The sequence below is a fragment of the Spiribacter salilacus genome (assembly GCF_009649225.1).
Taxonomy (GTDB): domain Bacteria; phylum Pseudomonadota; class Gammaproteobacteria; order Nitrococcales; family Nitrococcaceae; genus Spiribacter; species Spiribacter salilacus.
In genome coordinates this window covers 17,689-36,813 of sequence record NZ_WJPP01000004.1, presented here as the reverse complement: position 1 = coordinate 36,813, position 19,125 = coordinate 17,689, and the positions used below count along the sequence as shown (strand labels likewise).

The 19,125-nt window shown below is 54.1% G+C and carries 16 protein-coding genes; 2 read left to right on the top strand and 14 right to left on the bottom strand.

The window, feature by feature from the left end; all coding sequences use genetic code 11:
* Position 1: 1 nt before the first annotated feature.
* From GH984_RS07695 to deoD, 11 genes are read right to left on the bottom strand one after another with little or no spacing between them, the layout of a single operon-like run.
* Positions 2 to 517: an LPS-assembly lipoprotein LptE gene (locus GH984_RS07695; protein WP_153719647.1), complete on the bottom strand. Its 516-nt coding sequence runs from the start codon at positions 515 to 517 to the stop codon at positions 2 to 4.
* Positions 514 to 3,111, bottom strand: coding sequence for a leucine--tRNA ligase (gene leuS, locus GH984_RS07690; RefSeq protein WP_153719646.1), 2,598 nt, complete (start codon positions 3,109 to 3,111; stop codon positions 514 to 516). Before leuS ends, GH984_RS07695 begins: the two co-directional genes overlap by 4 nt.
* A gap of 15 nt (positions 3,112 to 3,126) precedes the next feature.
* The gene (locus GH984_RS07685; RefSeq protein ID WP_153719645.1) at positions 3,127 to 3,639 is read right to left on the bottom strand and encodes a zinc ribbon-containing protein; all 513 of its coding nucleotides are present in this window, start codon (positions 3,637 to 3,639) and stop codon (positions 3,127 to 3,129) included.
* Between the two features lie 56 nt (positions 3,640 to 3,695).
* On the bottom strand, positions 3,696 to 5,195 hold the full coding sequence (gene lnt, locus GH984_RS07680; RefSeq protein ID WP_153719644.1) for an apolipoprotein N-acyltransferase: 1,500 nt from the start codon (positions 5,193 to 5,195) through the stop codon (positions 3,696 to 3,698).
* A 3-nt stretch (positions 5,196 to 5,198) separates the two neighbouring features.
* Complete coding sequence (locus GH984_RS07675; RefSeq protein ID WP_153719643.1) at positions 5,199 to 6,056, bottom strand: CorC family transporter; 858 nt, start codon at positions 6,054 to 6,056, stop codon at positions 5,199 to 5,201.
* On the bottom strand, positions 6,049 to 6,504 hold the full coding sequence (gene ybeY, locus GH984_RS07670) for an rRNA maturation RNase YbeY (protein ID WP_153719642.1): 456 nt from the start codon (positions 6,502 to 6,504) through the stop codon (positions 6,049 to 6,051). Before ybeY ends, GH984_RS07675 begins: the two co-directional genes overlap by 8 nt.
* Positions 6,485 to 7,450, bottom strand: coding sequence for a PhoH family protein (locus tag GH984_RS07665; protein WP_153719641.1), 966 nt, complete (start codon positions 7,448 to 7,450; stop codon positions 6,485 to 6,487). The genes ybeY and GH984_RS07665 overlap by 20 nt, the downstream gene beginning before the upstream one ends.
* Positions 7,447 to 8,784, bottom strand: coding sequence for a tRNA (N6-isopentenyl adenosine(37)-C2)-methylthiotransferase MiaB (gene miaB, locus GH984_RS07660; protein WP_153719640.1), 1,338 nt, complete (start codon positions 8,782 to 8,784; stop codon positions 7,447 to 7,449). The genes GH984_RS07665 and miaB overlap by 4 nt, the downstream gene beginning before the upstream one ends.
* A gap of 44 nt (positions 8,785 to 8,828) precedes the next feature.
* Complete coding sequence (locus GH984_RS07655) at positions 8,829 to 10,247, bottom strand: mannose-1-phosphate guanylyltransferase/mannose-6-phosphate isomerase (RefSeq protein ID WP_153719639.1); 1,419 nt, start codon at positions 10,245 to 10,247, stop codon at positions 8,829 to 8,831.
* Positions 10,247 to 11,590 carry a UDP-glucose dehydrogenase family protein gene (locus GH984_RS07650; protein ID WP_153719638.1) on the bottom strand — a complete coding sequence of 448 codons (1,344 nt, stop codon included), beginning with the start codon at positions 11,588 to 11,590 and terminating at the stop codon, positions 10,247 to 10,249. Before GH984_RS07650 ends, GH984_RS07655 begins: the two co-directional genes overlap by 1 nt.
* 20 nt (positions 11,591 to 11,610) lie before the next feature.
* Positions 11,611 to 12,324: a purine-nucleoside phosphorylase gene (deoD, locus tag GH984_RS07645; protein WP_153719637.1), complete on the bottom strand. Its 714-nt coding sequence runs from the start codon at positions 12,322 to 12,324 to the stop codon at positions 11,611 to 11,613.
* 142 nt (positions 12,325 to 12,466) lie between these two features.
* Between deoD and GH984_RS07640 the strand changes: the two genes are divergently transcribed.
* Positions 12,467 to 13,066: an HAD-IB family hydrolase gene (locus GH984_RS07640; RefSeq protein ID WP_153719636.1), complete on the top strand. Its 600-nt coding sequence runs from the start codon at positions 12,467 to 12,469 to the stop codon at positions 13,064 to 13,066.
* A 25-nt stretch (positions 13,067 to 13,091) separates the two neighbouring features.
* Complete coding sequence (locus GH984_RS07635) at positions 13,092 to 15,680, top strand: AMP-binding protein (RefSeq protein WP_153719635.1); 2,589 nt, start codon at positions 13,092 to 13,094, stop codon at positions 15,678 to 15,680.
* Here the strand turns inward: GH984_RS07635 and ssb are convergent.
* The 3 genes from ssb to GH984_RS07620 form a co-directional block, all read right to left on the bottom strand.
* A complete protein-coding gene (gene ssb / locus GH984_RS07630) occupies positions 15,677 to 16,138 on the bottom strand; it encodes a single-stranded DNA-binding protein (protein WP_153719634.1) in 462 nt (153 codons plus the stop codon). The genes GH984_RS07635 and ssb overlap by 4 nt on opposite strands.
* Before the next feature lie 75 nt (positions 16,139 to 16,213).
* Positions 16,214 to 17,914: a bifunctional sulfate adenylyltransferase/adenylylsulfate kinase gene (locus tag GH984_RS07625; RefSeq protein WP_369691997.1), complete on the bottom strand. Its 1,701-nt coding sequence runs from the start codon at positions 17,912 to 17,914 to the stop codon at positions 16,214 to 16,216.
* The gene (locus GH984_RS07620; RefSeq protein ID WP_153719633.1) at positions 17,911 to 19,116 is read right to left on the bottom strand and encodes an MFS transporter; all 1,206 of its coding nucleotides are present in this window, start codon (positions 19,114 to 19,116) and stop codon (positions 17,911 to 17,913) included. Before GH984_RS07620 ends, GH984_RS07625 begins: the two co-directional genes overlap by 4 nt.
* Between the last annotated feature and the right edge of the window lie 9 nt (positions 19,117 to 19,125).

Sequence of the window (19,125 nt, the reverse complement as noted above, 5' to 3'; positions counted from 1 at the left end):
CTTAGAGCGCGCGACTCACTCGGGAGAGCATGAGGCGGATTGACATCGCGCGTAAGTCTTCCTCGATACGCTCTTCCTCAGCTTCAACCGCTAAAAGGTCGTTGGGATCGACCGGATACGACTCGGTATTGCGAATCGTTTGCGATGCCCCCGAGAAGCGATCTGCATCGCCCAACCCACCCGCTTCGACATGGAAAGTCAGCCGATACGTTAACTCATATTCCGTCGCAAAACCGTCAGCATCGGTTGCCACAGTGGTTCTGGTGGCCTCAGCACGATCAATCACCACCACCGCCTGTGCTGCACCGCGGTCATTCACCATGATGGCGCCCAAATTGCGCAGTTCATCCGAAACTTCAGCAAAAAACTGATTATCGGTATCACCTGCTAGCGCGATGGGAACATCTTGAAACCCACCACCAATTGCGCCGCGTAGTTGCCAGCCGCAACCCGCTAACACAATCGACAGCAACCCAATAACCCAAGGCGTTAAAATGTGCCGGGATAATTTATTCATGCTTTTGCCACCACGTTAACAAGCCGACCCGGCACCACAATGACGCGTTGCACAGTCAGCCCTTCCAAAAATCGCTGAACGTTTTTGTCCGCCAGCGCCGCTTCACGAATGGCTGCTTCATCCGCATTGGCAGACATTCGCATCCGACCACGCAGTTTGCCATTAACCTGTAGCACCAAATCAACCTCATCTTGCTCAAGCGCCTGCTCATCAACCTCAGGCCAAGGCTGATCAACCGCTGCGCCGGCATGCCCCAACGCCTGCCAAAGATAATGCGATAAATGTGGAGTAATCGGTTGTAACATTAGCACTACGGCTTCTAATGCCTCTTGCCGAAGTCCACGCGCAGGCTCGTTAACTGCCTCGTAGCGCCCCAGCGCGTTACACAACTCCATAATGGCGGCAATTGCCGTATTAAAGGTGTAGCGGCGCCCCACATCGTCGGTCACCTTGCTAATAGTGGCATGCAGCTTCCGCCGTAGCTCACGTCCTTCATCATCCAAATCCTTGGACTGCGCAACCGGCACGCTCCCAGCTTCTACATGCTCTAGCACCTGGGCATATAAACGCCGTAAAAACCGCGCTGCGCCCTCAACCCCACTATCTTGCCATTCAAGCGCCTGATCAGGGGGGGCTGCAAACATCGTAAAAAGCCGTACTGTGTCTGCACCAAACCGATCGACCAGAGATTCTGGGTCTTCGCCGTTATTCTTTGACTTAGACATGGTTGTCCAGCCCGTTGCGACCACCTCTGAGCCATCGCTACGCCGTTTTGCACCGGTAGCGCGACCCTTCGCGTCTCGCTCTACGCTAACCTCGGCTGGCGCAATCCATTCACGGCCCTGCTCTGCGCTATCTTGATAATAAGCCTCGGCCAGTACCATGCCCTGACACAGCAGATTACTGGCTGGCTCATTACTCGAGACATATCCCAGATCACGCATCAATTTATGCCAAAACCGGAAATACAACAGATGCATCACGGCATGCTCAATGCCGCCAATGTACTGATCAACCGGCAGCCAATAGTCAGCACGCTCATCTAGCATCGCATTGGCATCTGGGCAACAATAACGCGCGTAATACCACGATGACTCAACAAAGGTATCGAAGGTATCCGTTTCTCGCTCAGCCTGCCCGCCGCAAGTCGGGCATTGCGTTTTGCGCCACTCAGCATCGGTTTTAAGGGGCGATTGAATACCCGTAAACTCGACCGCTTCGGGCAATGTGACCGGAAGGTCTTCTTTGGGTACCGGCACCGGCCCGCATTGCGAACAATGGATCATGGGAATGGGGCAACCCCAATACCGCTGGCGGGACACGCCCCAATCGCGCAAACGATAATTAATTCGCCGCTCGCCAATACCCTGAGCCTGTAAATGATCGCTGATCTGCGCAAATGCAGTGGGGAAATCAAGCCCCGTAAAGGGCCCAGAGTTAACGGTTATCAGCCCATCTTTAGCCACCCATGGCGCTGCCTGTACATCGATCTCTGAGCCATCTGCAGGGCCAACTGACTGCCGAATGGGCAGGCCATAGCGCGTTGCAAACTCATGGTCGCGCACATCATGAGCGGGCACCGCCATAATCGCACCGGTGCCATAGCCCATCAGCACGAAATTAGCGACCCACACTGGAATGCGCTCACCCGATAAGGGGTTGATCGCCTCAATGCCCAGCGGCATGCCTTTTTTCTCGAGTTTCTCAAGCGCCTCTTCAGTGACCGCGCCTTGTCGAATTTCGGTTAAAAACTGCGCTAGTTTGGGGTTTTTCTCGGCCGCCGCCATGGCCACGGGATGATCTGCCGCCACCGCCATATACGTGGCGCCGTAGAGGGTATCTGGACGCGTGGTATACACCCGCAGCGCGGCACCCGCTTCGTCGGCTAACGCAAAATCAAGTTCCACGCCCTCAGAGCGCCCAATCCAGTTGCGTTGCATCGTTTTAACCGCATCTGGCCAGCCGGGTAGTTGATCCAACTCCTCGAGCAGTTCGTCTGCATAGTCGGTGATGCGCACAAACCATTGAGGAATTTCACGCCGCTCGACCGGCGCCCCTGAGCGCCAACCCCGCCCATCAACAACCTGCTCGTTAGCCAATACGGTTTGATCAACTGGATCCCAATTCACAACAGACTGCGCTCGATACACCAGCCCTTTACGGAAGAGCTCGGTAAACATGAGCTGCTCCCAGCGGTAATAATCGGGTGAGCAGGTAGTGACTTCACGGCGCCAATCATAGCCATAACCCATGCGCTGCAACTGCCGACGCATGTGCGCGATATTTTCATAAGTCCAACCCGCCGGCGCCACACCACGTTTAATGGCCGCGTTTTCGGCAGGCAATCCAAACGCATCCCAACCCATCGGCTGCAACACATTTTTGCCCTGCATCCGCTGAAACCGGCTAATCACATCTCCAATGGTGTAATTGCGCACATGCCCCATATGCAGTCGCCCACTGGGATACGGCAGCATTGAAAGGCAGTAATACTTGGGCCGATTGGGGTCTTCAGTCACGCGGAATGTTTCCGCGCTATCCCAGTAACCCTGTGCGATGGTTTCTATCTGGGCCGGATCAAATTGCTTTTCCATGAACGCTTTCTAATTTTAAGACTGGTGGTTTTGTTGCCGTGAGGCGCGCTCAAAGCGCGTTCCATGACAACGTGGGCAGGGCGGAATATGCCCTGCGCGGGCAAAATGCAGCACTTCTCCGCATTCGCGACAAACAAGCGCGCCAGGCCCGGTAATTTCACCCGTATGATACCGGGATGCGGCGGTTAGCTCACGCTGAAGGTCCATCCACTGTAAGCGTGTTTGATCAGCCACCGACGAGAAACGATCCCAAATCCAATGCTCCACCAACTGCAAATCCATATGCAGCCAGTCTGCATAAGTACCGCGCTCACGAGCCACATACTCAGCCGCATCCTCAAGGTCACGCTGTAGCGCTTCTGCCACGCGCTCGGCTTGCTCGCGGGTGAGTTCACCCAGCTCGATCGCTTGTTCTCGAACCGCTTTTAGCGCATCGCCCGTCGTCTCGCCAAACCGCTCACGCAGGCGCTCGAGCATTTGCTCATAGCCGTGAAGCTCTTTTTGTTTATGCTCGTCGGAATCTGTCATTGCTGCTCTCCTGTCAAACCGATAGGCGTATGGTACTGCACCGCCGCATGATTACATCAAACATCATGAAATAATCGATAACCCCGACGGCGCCCAGATCCGGCAATAAGCAGACCTAGCAACGAACCGATCGCAATGGGCCAATCGCTCCAACGCATATAAGGAGTACCCCCGGTATGCGGCACTACCTGACCCTGCAGGACGCTCTCTTCAAACAATCCCGTTTGTGCTTGGATCTGCCCCTGCTGATCAATGATGGCGCTAACTCCCGTATTGGTAGCACGCAGCATGGGGCGCGCCGTTTCTAACGCTCGCATCCTGGCCATTTGCAGGTGTTGCCATGGTGCCGCCGACTCACCAAACCACGCATCGTTACTCACATTGAGCAGAATCTCTGCATCTGGCAACCCATCGAGTAGCTCCGCACCAAAAGTGACTTCATAACAAATGCTGGCACCAATCTGATGGCCTGCCACTGAGAGTGGAGTGGCCGATGTACCGGCATTAAAATCACCCAGCGGTGCGCCGATAAAATCAAACAAGCCGCCTGCAAAATCTCGAAGCGGCACATACTCGCCAAAGGGCACTAAATGCCGTTTGTAATAAAACTGAGGTGAATCTGACACCGCGACAATACCGTTAAACAGCCCATCGCCAGCAGGGTCTGCAATTGGCGCGCCAACAACCAACGCACTACCTGCCTGACTGGCATCTCGCGCAAGCGGCTCAAGCCAGTCTTCAGCTACCTGATGATAAATCGCCGGCACGGCTGTTTCTGGCCAAATAATCAAATCATGACCAAACGCTGCGCGGGTATGCTGCATATACCGGCCTAAGATGTCGGCTCGCTGCTCGGGCCGCCACTTTTGATCCTGCGGCACATTACCCTGTATCAACGCCACCTGCAGCGGCGCTCCGCTTGGTTGCGACCATGGCCGATCTAATACGACACCCGTCACAAGAAACACAGCCGCTAAGGCCACTGGCCAAATAAACCGCAACGAGAGAGGTTTAAGGAACCACCAGGCTAGCCCCCCAGCCATTAATGCAATTGCCAAACTGGGGCCATAAACCCCTAATACCGGCGCCCAAACCGACAGAGGCGTGTCAATTTGGCTATAACCGACGCTGAGCCACGTTGCCCCGGTTAAAAACCAACTTCTCAGCCACTCAATAGCAACCCAAGCGAAAGGCAGAGCAGCCAAAACCATGATTGAGGAAGACTGGCGCCCCGCAAAACGGCCTAAGAGCAATGCCACCATTGGAATTAACGCAAACGCCGCAATTAATGTACTGGTGGCCAGCGCAGCAGCTAGCGGCCCACCACCAAAATCGGCAATACTGATGTAAATCCAATAAACCCCCAAGCCGGCATAACCTAGGCCAAACAAATAGCCGTATGCCGCAACGCGGCCCTTACCCGGGGCCATGGCCGTTAAAGAGAACAACACGGCAAGCCCCAGCAGAGGAGCCCAAGGTTGGTTGTAAGGGGCAAAGCCAAGCGCCATCAGCAACCCAGCCACTAACGCCATCGCCAAGGTCAGCAAGACTGGCATGGCTTACTCCTTTGCTTGTTCACGCACGGCCAGTAGGTGAATACGACGGCTATCTGCTCGCACCACTTCAAAGTGTAACGAGGCAATGACCAACTGCTCGCCACGTCGTGGCATATGACCAAATCCATTGGCGACAAGCCCGCCGATGGTGTCAAACTCATCATCACTAAATGAGGTGCCGAAATGCTCATTGATCATTTCAATCGGTGTCAGCGCCCGCACAATCGTTCGCCCATCACCGCCACTGCTCAAAATCCAGTTATCTTCATCCAGATCATGCTCATCATCAATTTCGCCCACAATCTGCTCGATCACGTCTTCCATCGTCACAATCCCAGCAAGCCCACCGTATTCATCGACCACAATTGCCAAATGGTTTCGGCTTTCTTGGAAAAGCTTCAATAGGGCATCGATGCGTTTGCTTTCTGGAATAAATAACGCGGGCCGAAGCAGCTCGCGCAGCTGAAACTCACGCTCGTGTTCAGGATCAAGATACGGCAGCAGGTCTTTGGCAATTAAAATGCCGCTCACATCATCGCGATTTTCGCCCGTTACCGGGAAGCGAGAGTGGCCACTTTCGATAATCGTTGGCAGCAGCTCCCAAACTGACTCAGATCGCGGCAGCAAAGAAACTTGCGAGCGCGGGATCATGATGTCACGCGCCTGCAAATCGGCCACATGCAGCACGCCCTCGCACATCGCCAAGGCATCGGCATCTAAAATGCGCCGATCATGGGCTTGACGCAAAACGCGTAGCACCCCATCGCGGTCTTTAGGCTCTACGCTACCGAGTGCCTGCCCGATTTTCTCCAGCCACCCACGGTGACTGGCGCTGGTACTGCTGGGTTGGTCATCACTCATAGGGGTTAGCATAGCCCAAGCTGCTTAGGATGGCGCATTCTATTGTTTCCATGCGTTTTGCCTCCTGATCATCTTGATGATCATATCCCAACAGGTGCAACACACCATGAATGGTGAGATGCGCCCAGTGGGCCTTTGGCGCCTTTTTCTGCTCAATCGCCTCACGTTCAACAACCGGCGCGCAAATCACAATATCACCGAGCAGCGACAAATCAATGTCGGGCGGTAAATCCGTTGGAAAAGACAAGACATTCGTTGGGCGATCCTGCCCTCGGTACTGATCGTTCAGCGCCTGGCTTTCGGCCTCATCCACCAGCCTGACCACGAGCTCATGAGCCACTGGCGCAGACTCAAGCGCTGCAGCAACCCATTCCTCAAAGTCGGCATCGGAGGGTGTTGGTAAGTGGGTAGCACGCTGTATGGTCAGATCAGGATTCACGCCGGTCATACGCCCGCACTATCCGCTGCACCAAATCATGTCTTACCACATCATGCGCTGTGAAATTGGTGAAGCTAACACCCTCTACATCGGCCAATACTTCCATTGCATCGCGCAGGCCAGACGCTTTACCCGCCGGCAGATCAACTTGGGTCACATCGCCCGTTACCACAGCTGTTGAGCCAAAGCCTAGGCGTGTTAAGAACATTTTCATTTGTTCAACGGTGGTGTTTTGGGCTTCATCAAGAATAATAAATGCCCCATTCAGTGTGCGCCCGCGCATATAGGCAAGGGGCGCCACTTCGATCACGTTGCGCTCGATTAGCTTATTAACTTTCTCAAAGCCCACCATCTCAAACAATGCGTCGTAAAGCGGGCGTAGATAGGGATCCACTTTTTGCGCTAAATCACCCGGCAAAAAGCCTAGCCGCTCGCCTGCCTCAACGGCCGGACGCACCAGCACCAAGCGTTGCACATGGTCTTGCTCAAGGGCCTCAACCGCGCTTGCAACAGCTAAATAGGTCTTGCCCGAGCCCGCTGGGCCAATACCAAAGCTCAAATCATGGGTTTGAATGCTACGCAGATAATCACGTTGATTGGGGCCACGACCCCGTATCAGCCCTTTACGCGTACGAATACTGACCTCATCCGGTGCGACGGCCGGCATACCCGCCTCGGTGGCGTTATGCTCACTTTCGGCTGCTCGCAGCTGCAGATGCACACTGTCGGCGCCAATCGTTTCATGCGCGGTATGGTCATAAAGCGCCTGCACCACGGCAGCTGCGGTATTCGCTGCCACATCCTCGCCAGACACTTTAAATTGATGCCCGCGATTTTCAATTTCAACCCCTAGGCGGCGCTCAATCTGACGGAGATTTTCATCGAATTGACCACAAAGATTGGCAAGACGATCGTTATTGCCCGGCTCGAGTGCAAAGGAGCAATCTACTTTCATGAAGCCATCGCCGTCACCAGCTCACCCCGTAACGAATTTGGCATTGCCTCGGTAATCAATACATCTACAAAATGGCCAATCAATCGGCGATGCCCCGGAAAATTCACCACCCGGTTATTTTGTGTGCGCCCACGAATCTCATGCGCGTTGCGCCGCGAGATACCATCTACGAGTACTGATTCCACCTGACCGACCATCGCCTGACTGATCGCCTGCCCATTTTGATCAAGCAGGGCTTGCAGCCGCTGTAGGCGTTCTTTTTTCTCTTCCCGCGGTGTGGCGTCTGGCAGCTGGGCTGCAGGCGTACCCGGGCGTTTTGAGTAGATAAAACTAAACGACTGATCAAAGCCCACTTCGCGCACCAAATCCATGGTGTCTTCAAAATCGCGCTTCATCTCGCCAGGAAAGCCAATAATAAAATCGGATGACAGGGTGATATCGGGTCGGGCGGCGCGCAACTGCTTAACCAAGTCTAAAAAATGCTCACGCGTATGATTACGCTTCATGAGTGCAAGCACATTGTTAGACCCAGACTGCACCGGTAGATGCAAATGATTAACCAGCTCGGGCACCTCGGCATAAGCATCGACTAGGGCTTGATTGAAGTCGAGCGGGTGAGAGGTGGTAAACCGAATACGATCGATGCCCTCAATCGCTGCCACATAGTGAATTAGCAGCGCTAAGTCAGCACGCTCCCCACCCTCGGTTAGCCCATCGTAACCATTCACGTTCTGCCCCAGCAGGGTGACTTCACGCACGCCTTGTTCGGCTAATTCAGCACACTCAGCAAGCACGCTTTCAAAAGGCCGGCTAATTTCTTCGCCGCGCGTGTAGGGCACCACACAAAAACTGCAGTACTTACTACAACCTTCCATAATCGAAACAAACGCGGTTGGCCCTTCAGCTTTTGGCTCTGGCAAACGATCGAATTTTTCAATTTCAGGAAAGCTGACATCAACCACAGCACGCCCAGAGGCTTGTGCGCGCTTAACCATATCGGGTAGCCGATGCAGCGTTTGTGGCCCAAAAACCATATCAACAAAGGGCGCGCGCTCCACAATAGCGGCGCCTTCCTGGCTGGCTACGCAGCCACCCACTCCAATTAACAGATCCGGCCGCTCGACTTTAAGCTCTCGCCAACGACCTAGCTCGGAAAAGACTTTTTCCTGTGCTTTTTCTCGGATTGAACAGGTATTAAGCAAAATAACATCTGCCGCTTCCGGCGTTGTCACCCGCTCATACCCACCTTCAGCGCCCAAAATATCAACCATACGAGCAGAGTCGTATTCATTCATTTGGCAGCCGTGTGTGCGAACGTAAACCTTTTTTGTCATAGCGCGAAGAATACTAGCCGATGGCAGCGGCGACAACGTGATCTTTAACGCCCATAGACATCCTCAAACCGCGTGATGTCATCTTCACCTAAATAGCTGCCTGACTGCACCTCGACAAGCTCCAGCGGAATCATCCCCGGGTTTTCCAGTCGATGGACCGTTCCCAAGGGGATGTAAGTGGACTGATCTTCGCTCAGCAAAAACGATTCTTCACCGCGTACGACCTTTGCCGTGCCTCGCACAACCACCCAATGTTCTGCTCGGTGGTGATGTTGCTGCAGCGACAATCGGCAACCCGGATTCACAATAATCCGTTTAACCTGAAACCGGCCCGCAACGATCAAAGACTCATAACTACCCCAAGGCCGATGCACCTGACGGTGCTCGCTTGCTTCGCTTCGGCCTATTTGCTGCAATTGACTCACAATTTGTTTAACATCTTGCACCCGATCCCGCGGGGCCACCAAAACCGAATCAGCGGTTTCAACCACCACATGGTCTTTCAACCCCACCGTGGCAATTAACCGACTTTCTGCACGCAGATAGTTGCTTGAACTATCCTCTAACAGAACATCGCCAAAAATCACATTGCCGTTGGCATCCGGCTCTGCCGCATCCATCAAGGTAGCCCAGGAGCCCAGGTCATTCCAGCCTGCATCCAGCGGAATGCTAACCGCCGCATCGGTTTTTTCCATTACGGCAATATCAATGGACTCTGATGGACATTTGGCAAAGGCCTCTTCACCTAAGCGTACAAAGTCTAAATCGCGCTGGGCTTGCTCCATCGCGGCTTCACAGGCGTGCAAAATATCTGGCGCATGCGTTTTTAGCACTTCTAAATAACGGGCTGCCTGCAGAACAAACATGCCGCTATTCCAGAAAAAACCGCCATTTTCCAAATACGCCTTGGCGGTGGCTAAATCTGGCTTTTCAACAAATTGCTTAACATGCTGCGCCTGCGGGTGGGCCTCAACGGCATCCCCACCCTCAATATAGCCATAGCCGGTTTCAGGGCGCTCAGGAACAATGCCAAAGGTGACCAGCCAGCCATCAGCGGCAGCGCGCACTCCGGTCTCAACTGCTGCTCGCAGGGCATCTGGATTGGCCACCAAATGATCGGCTGGGAATACCGCCAAAATCGCATCAGGCGCCTCTTGCAGCGCCTGCAGGGCAGCCACCGCAATCGCAGGTGCCGTGTTACGCCCCACCGGCTCAAGCAAAATACGCGCCGGGCCCAATGGATTATCCCGCAGCTGCTCTGCCACTAAAAATCGATGGGCTTCATTACAAACCACCAGCGGCGCCTTAAGATCGGCCACACCGTCTAAACGGTCTAATGTCTGCTGAACGAGCGTTCTACCGCTTGCCGCCACATCCAAAAATTGCTTTGGCCAGCACTCACGTGACAGCGGCCATAGCCGTGAACCAATACCACCAGACAGAATAACGGGATAAACGGTCATTAGCGCTTTACCGGATCAATAGAAGGACGACCAATGCAGTAATAGCGAAAGCCCATCTCTGCCATATCCACAGGATCGTACAAATTTCGACCATCAAAGATAACGGGCGCCGCCAAAGTGTCTTGTATATGCCCAAAGTCTGGGCTACGAAACACATTCCACTCGGTCATAATCACCAGGGCATCAGCCCCTTCGAGCGCTGCCTCTGCCGTTTCGCATAGTGTCAGCTGGCTCTGATCTTTATAAATTCTTTGCGTTTCTTCTAACGCTTTGGGATCAAAAGCTTGTACCTGCGCCCCTTCGGCCCATAAAGCTTCCATTAACCGCCGGCTTGCCGCCTCACGCATATCGTCCGTATTGGGTTTAAACGCCAAGCCCCAAAGCGCAAAGCAGCAGCCTTTTAAATTGCCGTTGTAATGCGATTGAATCTGCTCAAACACGTAGCCTTTTTGCCGATCATTTACCGTCTCAACCGCGTTGAGCAGCGCCGGCTCATACCCAACTTGCTGCGCAGTGCGCCCGAGCGCCTGCACATCTTTCGGAAAACAAGACCCACCGTAGCCTGCACCGGGATAAATAAAGTGATAGCCAATACGTGGATCTGAACCAATACCCACCCGCACACGCTCTATATCTGCACCCACACGATCGGCAATGTTCGCCAACTCGTTCATAAAACTGATTTTGGTGGCGAGCATGGCATTCGCGGCATATTTAGTGAGTTCGGCCGAGCGCACATCCATGGTAATAAGCCGGTCATGATTACGGTTAAACGGTGAATACAGTGCGCGCAAAACCTCAAGAGCCTGCTCATCGTCACTGCCAATTACCACACGCTCAGGTTTCATAAAGTCTTCAACCGCGGCGCCTTCTTTAAGAAACTCTGGGTTAGAGACCACCGCAAATGGAATATCCACGCCACGCGCCGTTAAACGCTGTGCTACGGCCTGACTGACCCGATCGGCAGTACCGACGGGTACCGTCGATTTATCTACCACAACCGTATAGTCATTCATATGCGTTGCAATCGTATCGGCAACCGCCAAGACGTATTGTAAATCGGCAGACCCATCTTCATCCGGGGGCGTGCCCACGGCAATAAACTGCACCTCACCATGGTCAACCGCACTCGCGGCGTCGGTTGTAAACTGCAGCCGCCCCGCTTGGTGATTACGGGTCACGATCATTTCTAGGCCCGGTTCATAAATCGGGATTTCACCATGGTTCAGTCGCTCGATTTTATCGGCATCGACATCCACGCAAATCACGTCATTGCCTACCTCGGCAAGGCATGCGCCCGTCACTAGGCCAACATAGCCCGTCCCAAAAATAGTCACCCGCATCGCAATATGCCTCCGTTCACCTAGTCGACTGCGTTTGCGGCCTCAAGCGCCACTTGCATCATGTCGTGAAAAGTATTCTGACGCTCTTCGGCACTTGTCGACGCACCCGTTACCACATGATCGCTAACGGTCAGAATACTCACCGCACGCTTGCCTGCCTCGGCGGCAGCACCGTATAAACCGGCGGCCTCCATTTCCACAGCTAAAATACCGTGCGACTTCATCATGGTGAAAATTTCTGGCTTAGGATGATAAAAAAGCTCTGACGAAAAAACATTGCCTACGCGGGTTTTAAGCCCAGCGGTTTTAGCCGTATTAACCATCGCTTCTAACAGCCCATAATCGGCAATCGCTGCAAAATCGCAGCCACCAAACCGTGTGCGATTAACACTGGAATCTGTCGAAGCGCCCATCGCAATAATCAGATCTCTCACTTCCACATCAGGGCTAACGCCCCCGCAGGTACCCACCCGAATGATCTTTTCAACGCGATATTCATTGAATAACTCAAAGGCATAAATCGACATAGACGGGATACCCATCCCAGACCCCATCACCGAGACGGGCTGCCCTTTGTAAGTACCGGTATAGCCCAACATATTGCGCGTGGCGGTAACTTCTCGAGCATCCTCAAGGTAGGTCTCTGCAATCACCTTGGCACGCAAGGGATCACCAGGCATTAAAACGGTATCGGCAAAATCACCGGGAGAGGCACTAATATGCGGAGTGGCCATAAGCGAATTGACTCCTTTATACGCATGGCAAATAGTTAAACGCGAACTTTACTGGGCATAGGCGCCTCTGACCAGTAAAAGGAAAGATGCAGCCTGTACCGCAAGCGGGCAGAATAGACGAATTAACGAAACTGGAATCAACATGAAGCCGGATTGTCCACTTGCGCTTTTTGACCTAGACGGCACGCTAACGCGCCGTGACACCCTCAGTGATTTACTGGTGCGCCAATTTGGCCTTGCCCATTGCGTATCTGTGGGTGTAAAGGTTCTACCCCAGTTACTGGGCGTGCCCTTAAACATCGTGCATCGTGATGTTGCCAAGGTGCATGTCTTACGGCATTTTTTTGGGGGTATGCCCGATGCCGAGTTTCGCGCAATTGGGGAGCATTACGCACTGAACCATCTTGCCAAGCTGTTGCGCCCTCAGGCGCGAGAGCGACTCGATTGGCATAAAAGCTCAGGTCATCGGGTCATTGTGGTTTCAGCGTCGGTCGTTGATTGGATTCGCCCTTGGGCCGAGCAGGAAAACATTGAGGTGATTGCTACCGAGCTTGAGCGCAAAGACGGAAAAATCACAGGCAATCTGGCCGGGCCTAACTGCCGCGGTCAGGAAAAAATTAATCGCCTGCGTGAAGCGTTAACGATCGAGGATTACCATCCAGTGTATGCCTATGGCGATACGGCAGGCGACACTCAAATGCTCTCGATTGCCGATCATGCCGTTTATCGGGGCATGCGCTAACTTAGCTGCAAAAAGAGGCGGGAAGATGACGATCGCTTTCCAAGCTGACACAAGTCTGGCCGTTATCGCCTACACCGAAGGGCAGACCCGAGAAATAACCCGCGTTACCCTCGAGCAGCATGTGTGCGCAATGATTCGCTGGCTCGAATCCCTAGGCATTCAACCGGGTGATCGTGTTTTATTATTTGCGCCCAATAGCATTGAGTGGGTTGTGGTTGCGCTTGCCACCTTGCGCAGCAACGCCATTATTGTGCCCGTAGATACACAAATGAGCCGTGATGACTTAACTCATGTGCTCAAAGATTCCGCCCCCACCATTATTTGTGTGAGCGAAGAGACCCTCGGTGAGCTTCCCTTTCAGCCCGACTGCCAATGGCTAAAAATCGAAACAATTGAAACCAAACTCTCCGATTACGTCGACACTAATCACACCAGGGCCTCCCACGCACCCGCAGACGAGCAGCTTGCCGCGTTGTTTTACACCTCAGGCACGACGGGCGCACCCAAAGGGGTACCACTGACCCACGGCAACCTCAGAAGCAATGTGAATGCGCTATTAGAGGAAAATATCGCTAAGGCCAGCGATCGTGTCCTGCTTCCGCTGCCGCTGCATCACGTTTACCCGTTTAGCATCGGGCTACTGACTGTCTTGGCTGCCGGGGCCACGATGGTGCTGCCTCGCTCGCTGGTTGGGCCAAGAATTGCTGAGGCGCTGCGCGATAGCAATGCCAGTATCCTATTGGGTGTACCGAGGTTGTATGAGGTGATTTGGGCGCGCCTTGAAGCGCGCATCACCAAACAACGCCCGTGGGCGGCAAAGATTTTCCATGGCTTACTAAACACCTGCATCCAAACCAACGCACGCTTTGGCTGGCACCCCGGCCGTTGGTTGTTTCGCCCCATCATGAAACGCCTTGCCCCCGGCTTACGGCTTGCCGTTAGCGGTGGTGCGGCGCTCGCACCCGAGCTAGGTGCCCGACTCAATGCCTTGGGCTGGACCATTGCAACGGGCTATGGCCTAACAGAAACCTCGCCGATCCTAACTCTGAATGCACCCGGTGAGGGCAAACTCAATACAGCTGGCCGTCCGCTTTCCAATGTAGAGCTGCGTATTGTGGATGGTGAAGTTCAGGCCCGTGGCCCCAACGTGTTTAACGGCTACTGGAATGATCCGGTACCGCGGGAGTCGATCATCGATGACAAGGGCTGGTTTAAAACGGGTGATGCCGGTGAAATCGGTGAGGATGGTTACCTTCGTCTCGGTGGCCGACTGTCGGCCACCATCGTTCTACCTGGCGGTGAAAACATTGACCCAGAACGCATAGAGCGCGCGCTTTCCGCCCATCCAATGATTCGTGAGGCCGGAGTGCTTGATAACAATGGGCAACTGGTCGCTATTCTGGTGCCCGAACCCGATACCACCGATGGCCCAGACCCATTAGATGCCGCCGCCGATACGATCATACAAACCCTGCCTTCACACCATCAGGTACGCCAGTTTGCTCGCTCGCCTGACCCATTACCCCGCACACGTTTAGGCAAGCTTCGACGGCATAAACTCACCGCGCTATACCAAACGCTCAGCCATCAAAACAACAACACGCTCAATCAAGCCCCCATTCAGCCTGAGGAAATGGCCCCAGAAGATCGGGCACTTTTGGCAGACCCCGCGGCCAACGCCACGTGGACGCTGCTTACCGAGCGCTTCCATGATCATCGACTAACGCCCGATAGCCGGCTGAGCCGAGATTTAGGCCTAGATTCCCTTAGCTGGGTCGATTTGGGCATCAGCATCAGCGAGCGGGCCGGTGTTGAACTTGCAGACGACGCCATTGCGCGGGTAGAAACAGTGCGTGACTTACTCTCTGAATGTATCAATGCAGAGCAAGCTAGCGAACAAGCGCCTGCTGATGGAAAACGCTCGGCCTTGAGCGCGGCACTAGCTAACCCAGAACGACTACTTGAGCCGCGCGATTTACGTGCACTAGCACCACGCGGGCCGTTACGCCACGCCGGGGCTGGCGCTGCCCTACTTGGCTGCCAACTGATTAACTTTTTATTTGCCCGCATCGAGGTAGAAGGCGCATTGCCGAAGGGTGGGCCATTTTTAATCGCCCCGCGTCATGTTAGCGCCTACGACCCAATTGCGCTGACCGCTGCACTAAGCCGCCAAGAACTTGAGCCAGTTTTTTGGGCCGGGTTATCTGGATTACTGTTTAAAGGCCCCGTGCAGCGAACCTTCAGCTATGTCGCGCGTGTCTTGCCAATCGACCCCGGTGCCGCTCCCCGGCGCAGTTTGGCGCTGGCTGCCGCGTGCCTACAGCGTGGCCATTCTCTGATTTGGTTTCCTGAAGGACAACGCGGTCAGGAAGACGGCGTATTGCAGCCACTCAGACCCGGTATTGGCCGGTTATTAGCGGCTCACCCGGTACCCGTGGTGCCTGTTTGGATAGAAGGGGCCCAAAACGTGCTACCCATCGGCTCGGTGATACCACGCCGAGGGCATATTCGCATCATTATTGGTGCGCCCATCACCGCCGATGACTATGGCAATGATGAGCGCGGCATCGTGAGCGCGGTGGCAAACGCCATTACCGCCATTAAAACACCCTAGAACGGAATATCGTCGTCAAAATCGTCTACCGGCGCCGTTGCTTGGCTTTCATCTGGAGCTGCGCTGGCCGCCTCGTGGCTCGCTGAGCTGCCACCGCCACTGCTACTTCCGCCCATATCACCCCGGCCATCTAGCATTTGCATGTCATTCACCACAATTTCTGTGGTGTAACGATCTTGACCGTCTTGCCCCTGCCATTTTCGAGTTTGCAGCCGACCTTCCACAAAAACCTTTGAGCCTTTTTTAAGGTATTCTCCAGCCACTTCTGCCAATCGCCCAAAAAACACCACACGATGCCATTCTGTGCGCTCTTGCTGCTCGCCAGACTGCTTATCACGCCACTGATCGGTTGTTGCAAGCCGTGCATTCGTTACCGCACTGCCTGCTGCCGAGTAACGAACCTCAGGGTCTGCCCCTAAATTGCCAATCAAAATTACCTTATTTACACCGCGCGCCATGACTATCTCCAGTTGAATCTGTAATCGTTAATGTAACGTGTTCAGGCCGGCTCGAGGAAGAATTCTGATGAGCGGTTAACGCAAATTGATAAATCCTAAATTCTCAAGCTTCAAAATAACTTGCTGCGCCAATTCCTCAGGCGTGGCCTGCAGCGTATCGAGCGTTAGCTCTGGCTGCTCAGGAACTTCATACGGATCATCAATGCCCGTAAATCCTTTAATCAAACCCGCACGGGCTTTAGCGTACAGCCCCTTGCGATCGCGCCGCTCACATTCCTCGATTGGCGTTGCCACATGAATTTCCACAAAACCACCGTGCACCGCCTCTACCATTGCCCTAACATCGCGCCGAGTCGATGCATAAGGCGCAATCGGCGCACAAATCGCCACCCCGCCATTACGCGAGATTTCGGCGGCCACAAAGCCGATACGCCGAATATTCAAATCGCGATCCGCTTTAGAAAAACCCAGCTCGCTGGAAAGATGCTTTCGCACAATATCTCCATCAAGCAACGTGACCGCCCGGCCACCACGCTCCATCAGCTTAGCCATCACCGCATTGGCAATCGTAGACTTGCCCGAACCAGATAGCCCGGTAAAAAACAGCGTAATGCCTTGCTTTGCGCGCGGCGGATAGGTTCGTCTTAGCTCGGCAACCACTTCAGGGTAACCAAACCAATCCGGAATATCTAAGCCCTCTCGCATGCGACGGCGAAACTCTGTGCCCGAGATATTCATGACCGTTTCGGTGGCTTCATTCACCTCGTCAATCGGTGCATAGCCTGCCCGCTCCTGCACGTACACCATCATCCGAAACGGCACCATTTCGATACCTGCTTCGTCGGCATACTCCGCCACCATTTCCTGAGCGGCGTAGGGATCGTAAAAATCCTCACCCTGGCTATCTTTACCCGGGCCGGCATGATCGCGCCCCACAATTAAATGCGTACAGCCGTAATTTTTCCGAATCAAGGCATGCCACAGCGCCTCTCTTGGCCCACCCATACGCATGGCAAGCGGCAGGAGCGATAGCGCGGTTGTTTGCTCCGGATATTTCTTTAACACATGCTCATAGCAGCGCACGCGGGAGTAATGATCAACATCACCCGGCTTCGTCATGCCCACCACCGGATGTATCAGCAAGTTGGCTTCCGTTTGCCGCGCGGCCAAAAACGTCAATTCAACATGTGCCCGATGCATTGGGTTGCGTGTTTGAAAAGCCACCACGCGCCGCCAACCGGCACGTTTAAAGCGTGCTCGCAGCTCAGCCGGCGTTAAGCGTAGATGCCCAAAGTCATAATGCATTGGCAAAGCGAGCGCCTCGATTTGCCCACCCACATACACCGGATGCGATTGCTCCATTAAATAGGCCACCCCAGGGTGGGCTAGATCAGTGGTGCCAAACACCTGCTGTGCCTCAATCAACCGATCGGGACGCCAAATATCTGCAACGGTGATAATGCCGAGAATCACGCCTTCGGGGTCTCGCAGCGCAACGCGCGTTCCCGTTTCAAGTTGCTCCGCGAAGGCTTCGGTCACATCTAGGGTAATTGGCATGGGCCAGAGCGCACCGTTTGCTAAACGCATTTCTGCGACAACACGGTCATAATCGGCTTTACCTAAAAACCCGGTTAGCGGCGAAAAACCACCGTTGGCCAGCAGCTCAAAATCGCACAGCTGCCGCTCAGTCAAATCCCAATCCAGGTAAGCCACAGCAGCCTGTTTAGCCTCAGCGGCTGCCTTTGGATCAAGCATTAAATCCGTTAATTCCGTCACACTGCCTCCGATGGCGGTGCATCCGCCTTTTGATAAACCGCCGGTGTTCTCAGACCAACTGCCGAGAACAACCAAATGCCCGCCGCAAGCGCACAAAAAACAAAAACGCCCTGCACATCATAGGCGCCATAAATCCAGCCGCCCAACACCCCACCAAGGAATGCACCTAGAAATTGCGCCGTGGCATAAACACCCAGCGCCGTACCCCGCATCCCTTCTGGGGCAAAGCGTGTCAGCAAGGAGGGCAAGCTTGCCTCTAATGTATTGAACGCAATAAAGAACAGCAGTAATCCTAGAAGCAGCCCCGGCATCCAATTGCTCCAGCCGGCTAAAATCAAATCGGCAACAATGACTAAACCAGCAACGCCCGCCAGTAAACGATGCAGAATTTTACGCCGCTCACCAATCGCAATAATGAATGCCATTCCTGCCACGGAAAGCAAAAGCACGGGCACATAGACCTGCCAGTGAAGTGCACGATCAATGCCTAACTGCTGTTCTAACACAACCGGCATCACCACAAAGGTGGCGGTTAAAACCAAATGCAAAATTAATACACCAAAGTCTAACCGCAAGAGATCGGGATGCCGCAATACCGTGGGCAGCCCTCCTGCGTTGGCGGTAACCTCTGGCCGCGCTACCCGCTCTCCGCCGGCCGGAACCACCAGATAAAGCAAAGCGATGGCGATCAGCGCAATACCCGCTGTTGCCCAAAAAATACCGCTCAAGCCGGCCATAACACCAATTGCAGGGCCTGCTACCAAAGCCAATAAAAACGCAGCGCCTACACTAATACCAATAAATGCCATCGCTTTGGTGCGCTGCTCATCGCGCGTTAAGTCGGCAGCCAGCGCCATCACCGCAGCGGCAATGGCTCCGCAGCCCTGAATAGCTCGGCCCACAATCACCCCAACAATACCTTGGGCCTCAGCCGCCACCACACTGCCAATCGCAAAAATAACCAATCCAATGACAATAACCGTGCGCCGGCCAATTCGATCAGAAAGCATGCCAAAAGGAATCTGCAACAGTGCTTGGGTCAGCCCATAGGCACCAATCGCAAGGCCAATCAGCATGGGTGTTGCGCCATCAAGCTCTGCGCCGTATAGCGCAAATACCGGTAGGATCAAAAAAAGCCCGAGCATGCGCAGGCCAAATATGAACGACAAACCTGCCGTTGCGCGACGTTCGCCGACCGTCATTCGGCTGCC

What these genes read in the sequence shown, in the direction of transcription:
- GH984_RS07695 (WP_153719647.1), bottom strand. Translation starts at nt 517, where the DNA reads ATGAATAAATTATCCCGGCACATTTTAACGCCTTGGGTTATTGGGTTG.
- leuS (WP_153719646.1), bottom strand. Translation starts at nt 3,111, where the DNA reads ATGGAAAAGCAATTTGATCCGGCCCAGATAGAAACCATCGCACAGGGT.
- GH984_RS07685 (WP_153719645.1), bottom strand. Translation starts at nt 3,639, where the DNA reads ATGACAGATTCCGACGAGCATAAACAAAAAGAGCTTCACGGCTATGAG.
- lnt (WP_153719644.1), bottom strand. Translation starts at nt 5,195, where the DNA reads ATGCCAGTCTTGCTGACCTTGGCGATGGCGTTAGTGGCTGGGTTGCTG.
- GH984_RS07675 (WP_153719643.1), bottom strand. Translation starts at nt 6,056, where the DNA reads ATGAGTGATGACCAACCCAGCAGTACCAGCGCCAGTCACCGTGGGTGG.
- ybeY (WP_153719642.1), bottom strand. Translation starts at nt 6,504, where the DNA reads ATGACCGGCGTGAATCCTGATCTGACCATACAGCGTGCTACCCACTTA.
- GH984_RS07665 (WP_153719641.1), bottom strand. Translation starts at nt 7,450, where the DNA reads ATGAAAGTAGATTGCTCCTTTGCACTCGAGCCGGGCAATAACGATCGT.
- miaB (WP_153719640.1), bottom strand. Translation starts at nt 8,784, where the DNA reads ATGACAAAAAAGGTTTACGTTCGCACACACGGCTGCCAAATGAATGAA.
- GH984_RS07655 (WP_153719639.1), bottom strand. Translation starts at nt 10,247, where the DNA reads ATGACCGTTTATCCCGTTATTCTGTCTGGTGGTATTGGTTCACGGCTA.
- GH984_RS07650 (WP_153719638.1), bottom strand. Translation starts at nt 11,590, where the DNA reads ATGCGGGTGACTATTTTTGGGACGGGCTATGTTGGCCTAGTGACGGGC.
- deoD (WP_153719637.1), bottom strand. Translation starts at nt 12,324, where the DNA reads ATGGCCACTCCGCATATTAGTGCCTCTCCCGGTGATTTTGCCGATACC.
- GH984_RS07640 (WP_153719636.1), top strand. Translation starts at nt 12,467, where the DNA reads ATGAAGCCGGATTGTCCACTTGCGCTTTTTGACCTAGACGGCACGCTA.
- GH984_RS07635 (WP_153719635.1), top strand. Translation starts at nt 13,092, where the DNA reads ATGACGATCGCTTTCCAAGCTGACACAAGTCTGGCCGTTATCGCCTAC.
- ssb (WP_153719634.1), bottom strand. Translation starts at nt 16,138, where the DNA reads ATGGCGCGCGGTGTAAATAAGGTAATTTTGATTGGCAATTTAGGGGCA.
- GH984_RS07620 (WP_153719633.1), bottom strand. Translation starts at nt 19,116, where the DNA reads ATGACGGTCGGCGAACGTCGCGCAACGGCAGGTTTGTCGTTCATATTT.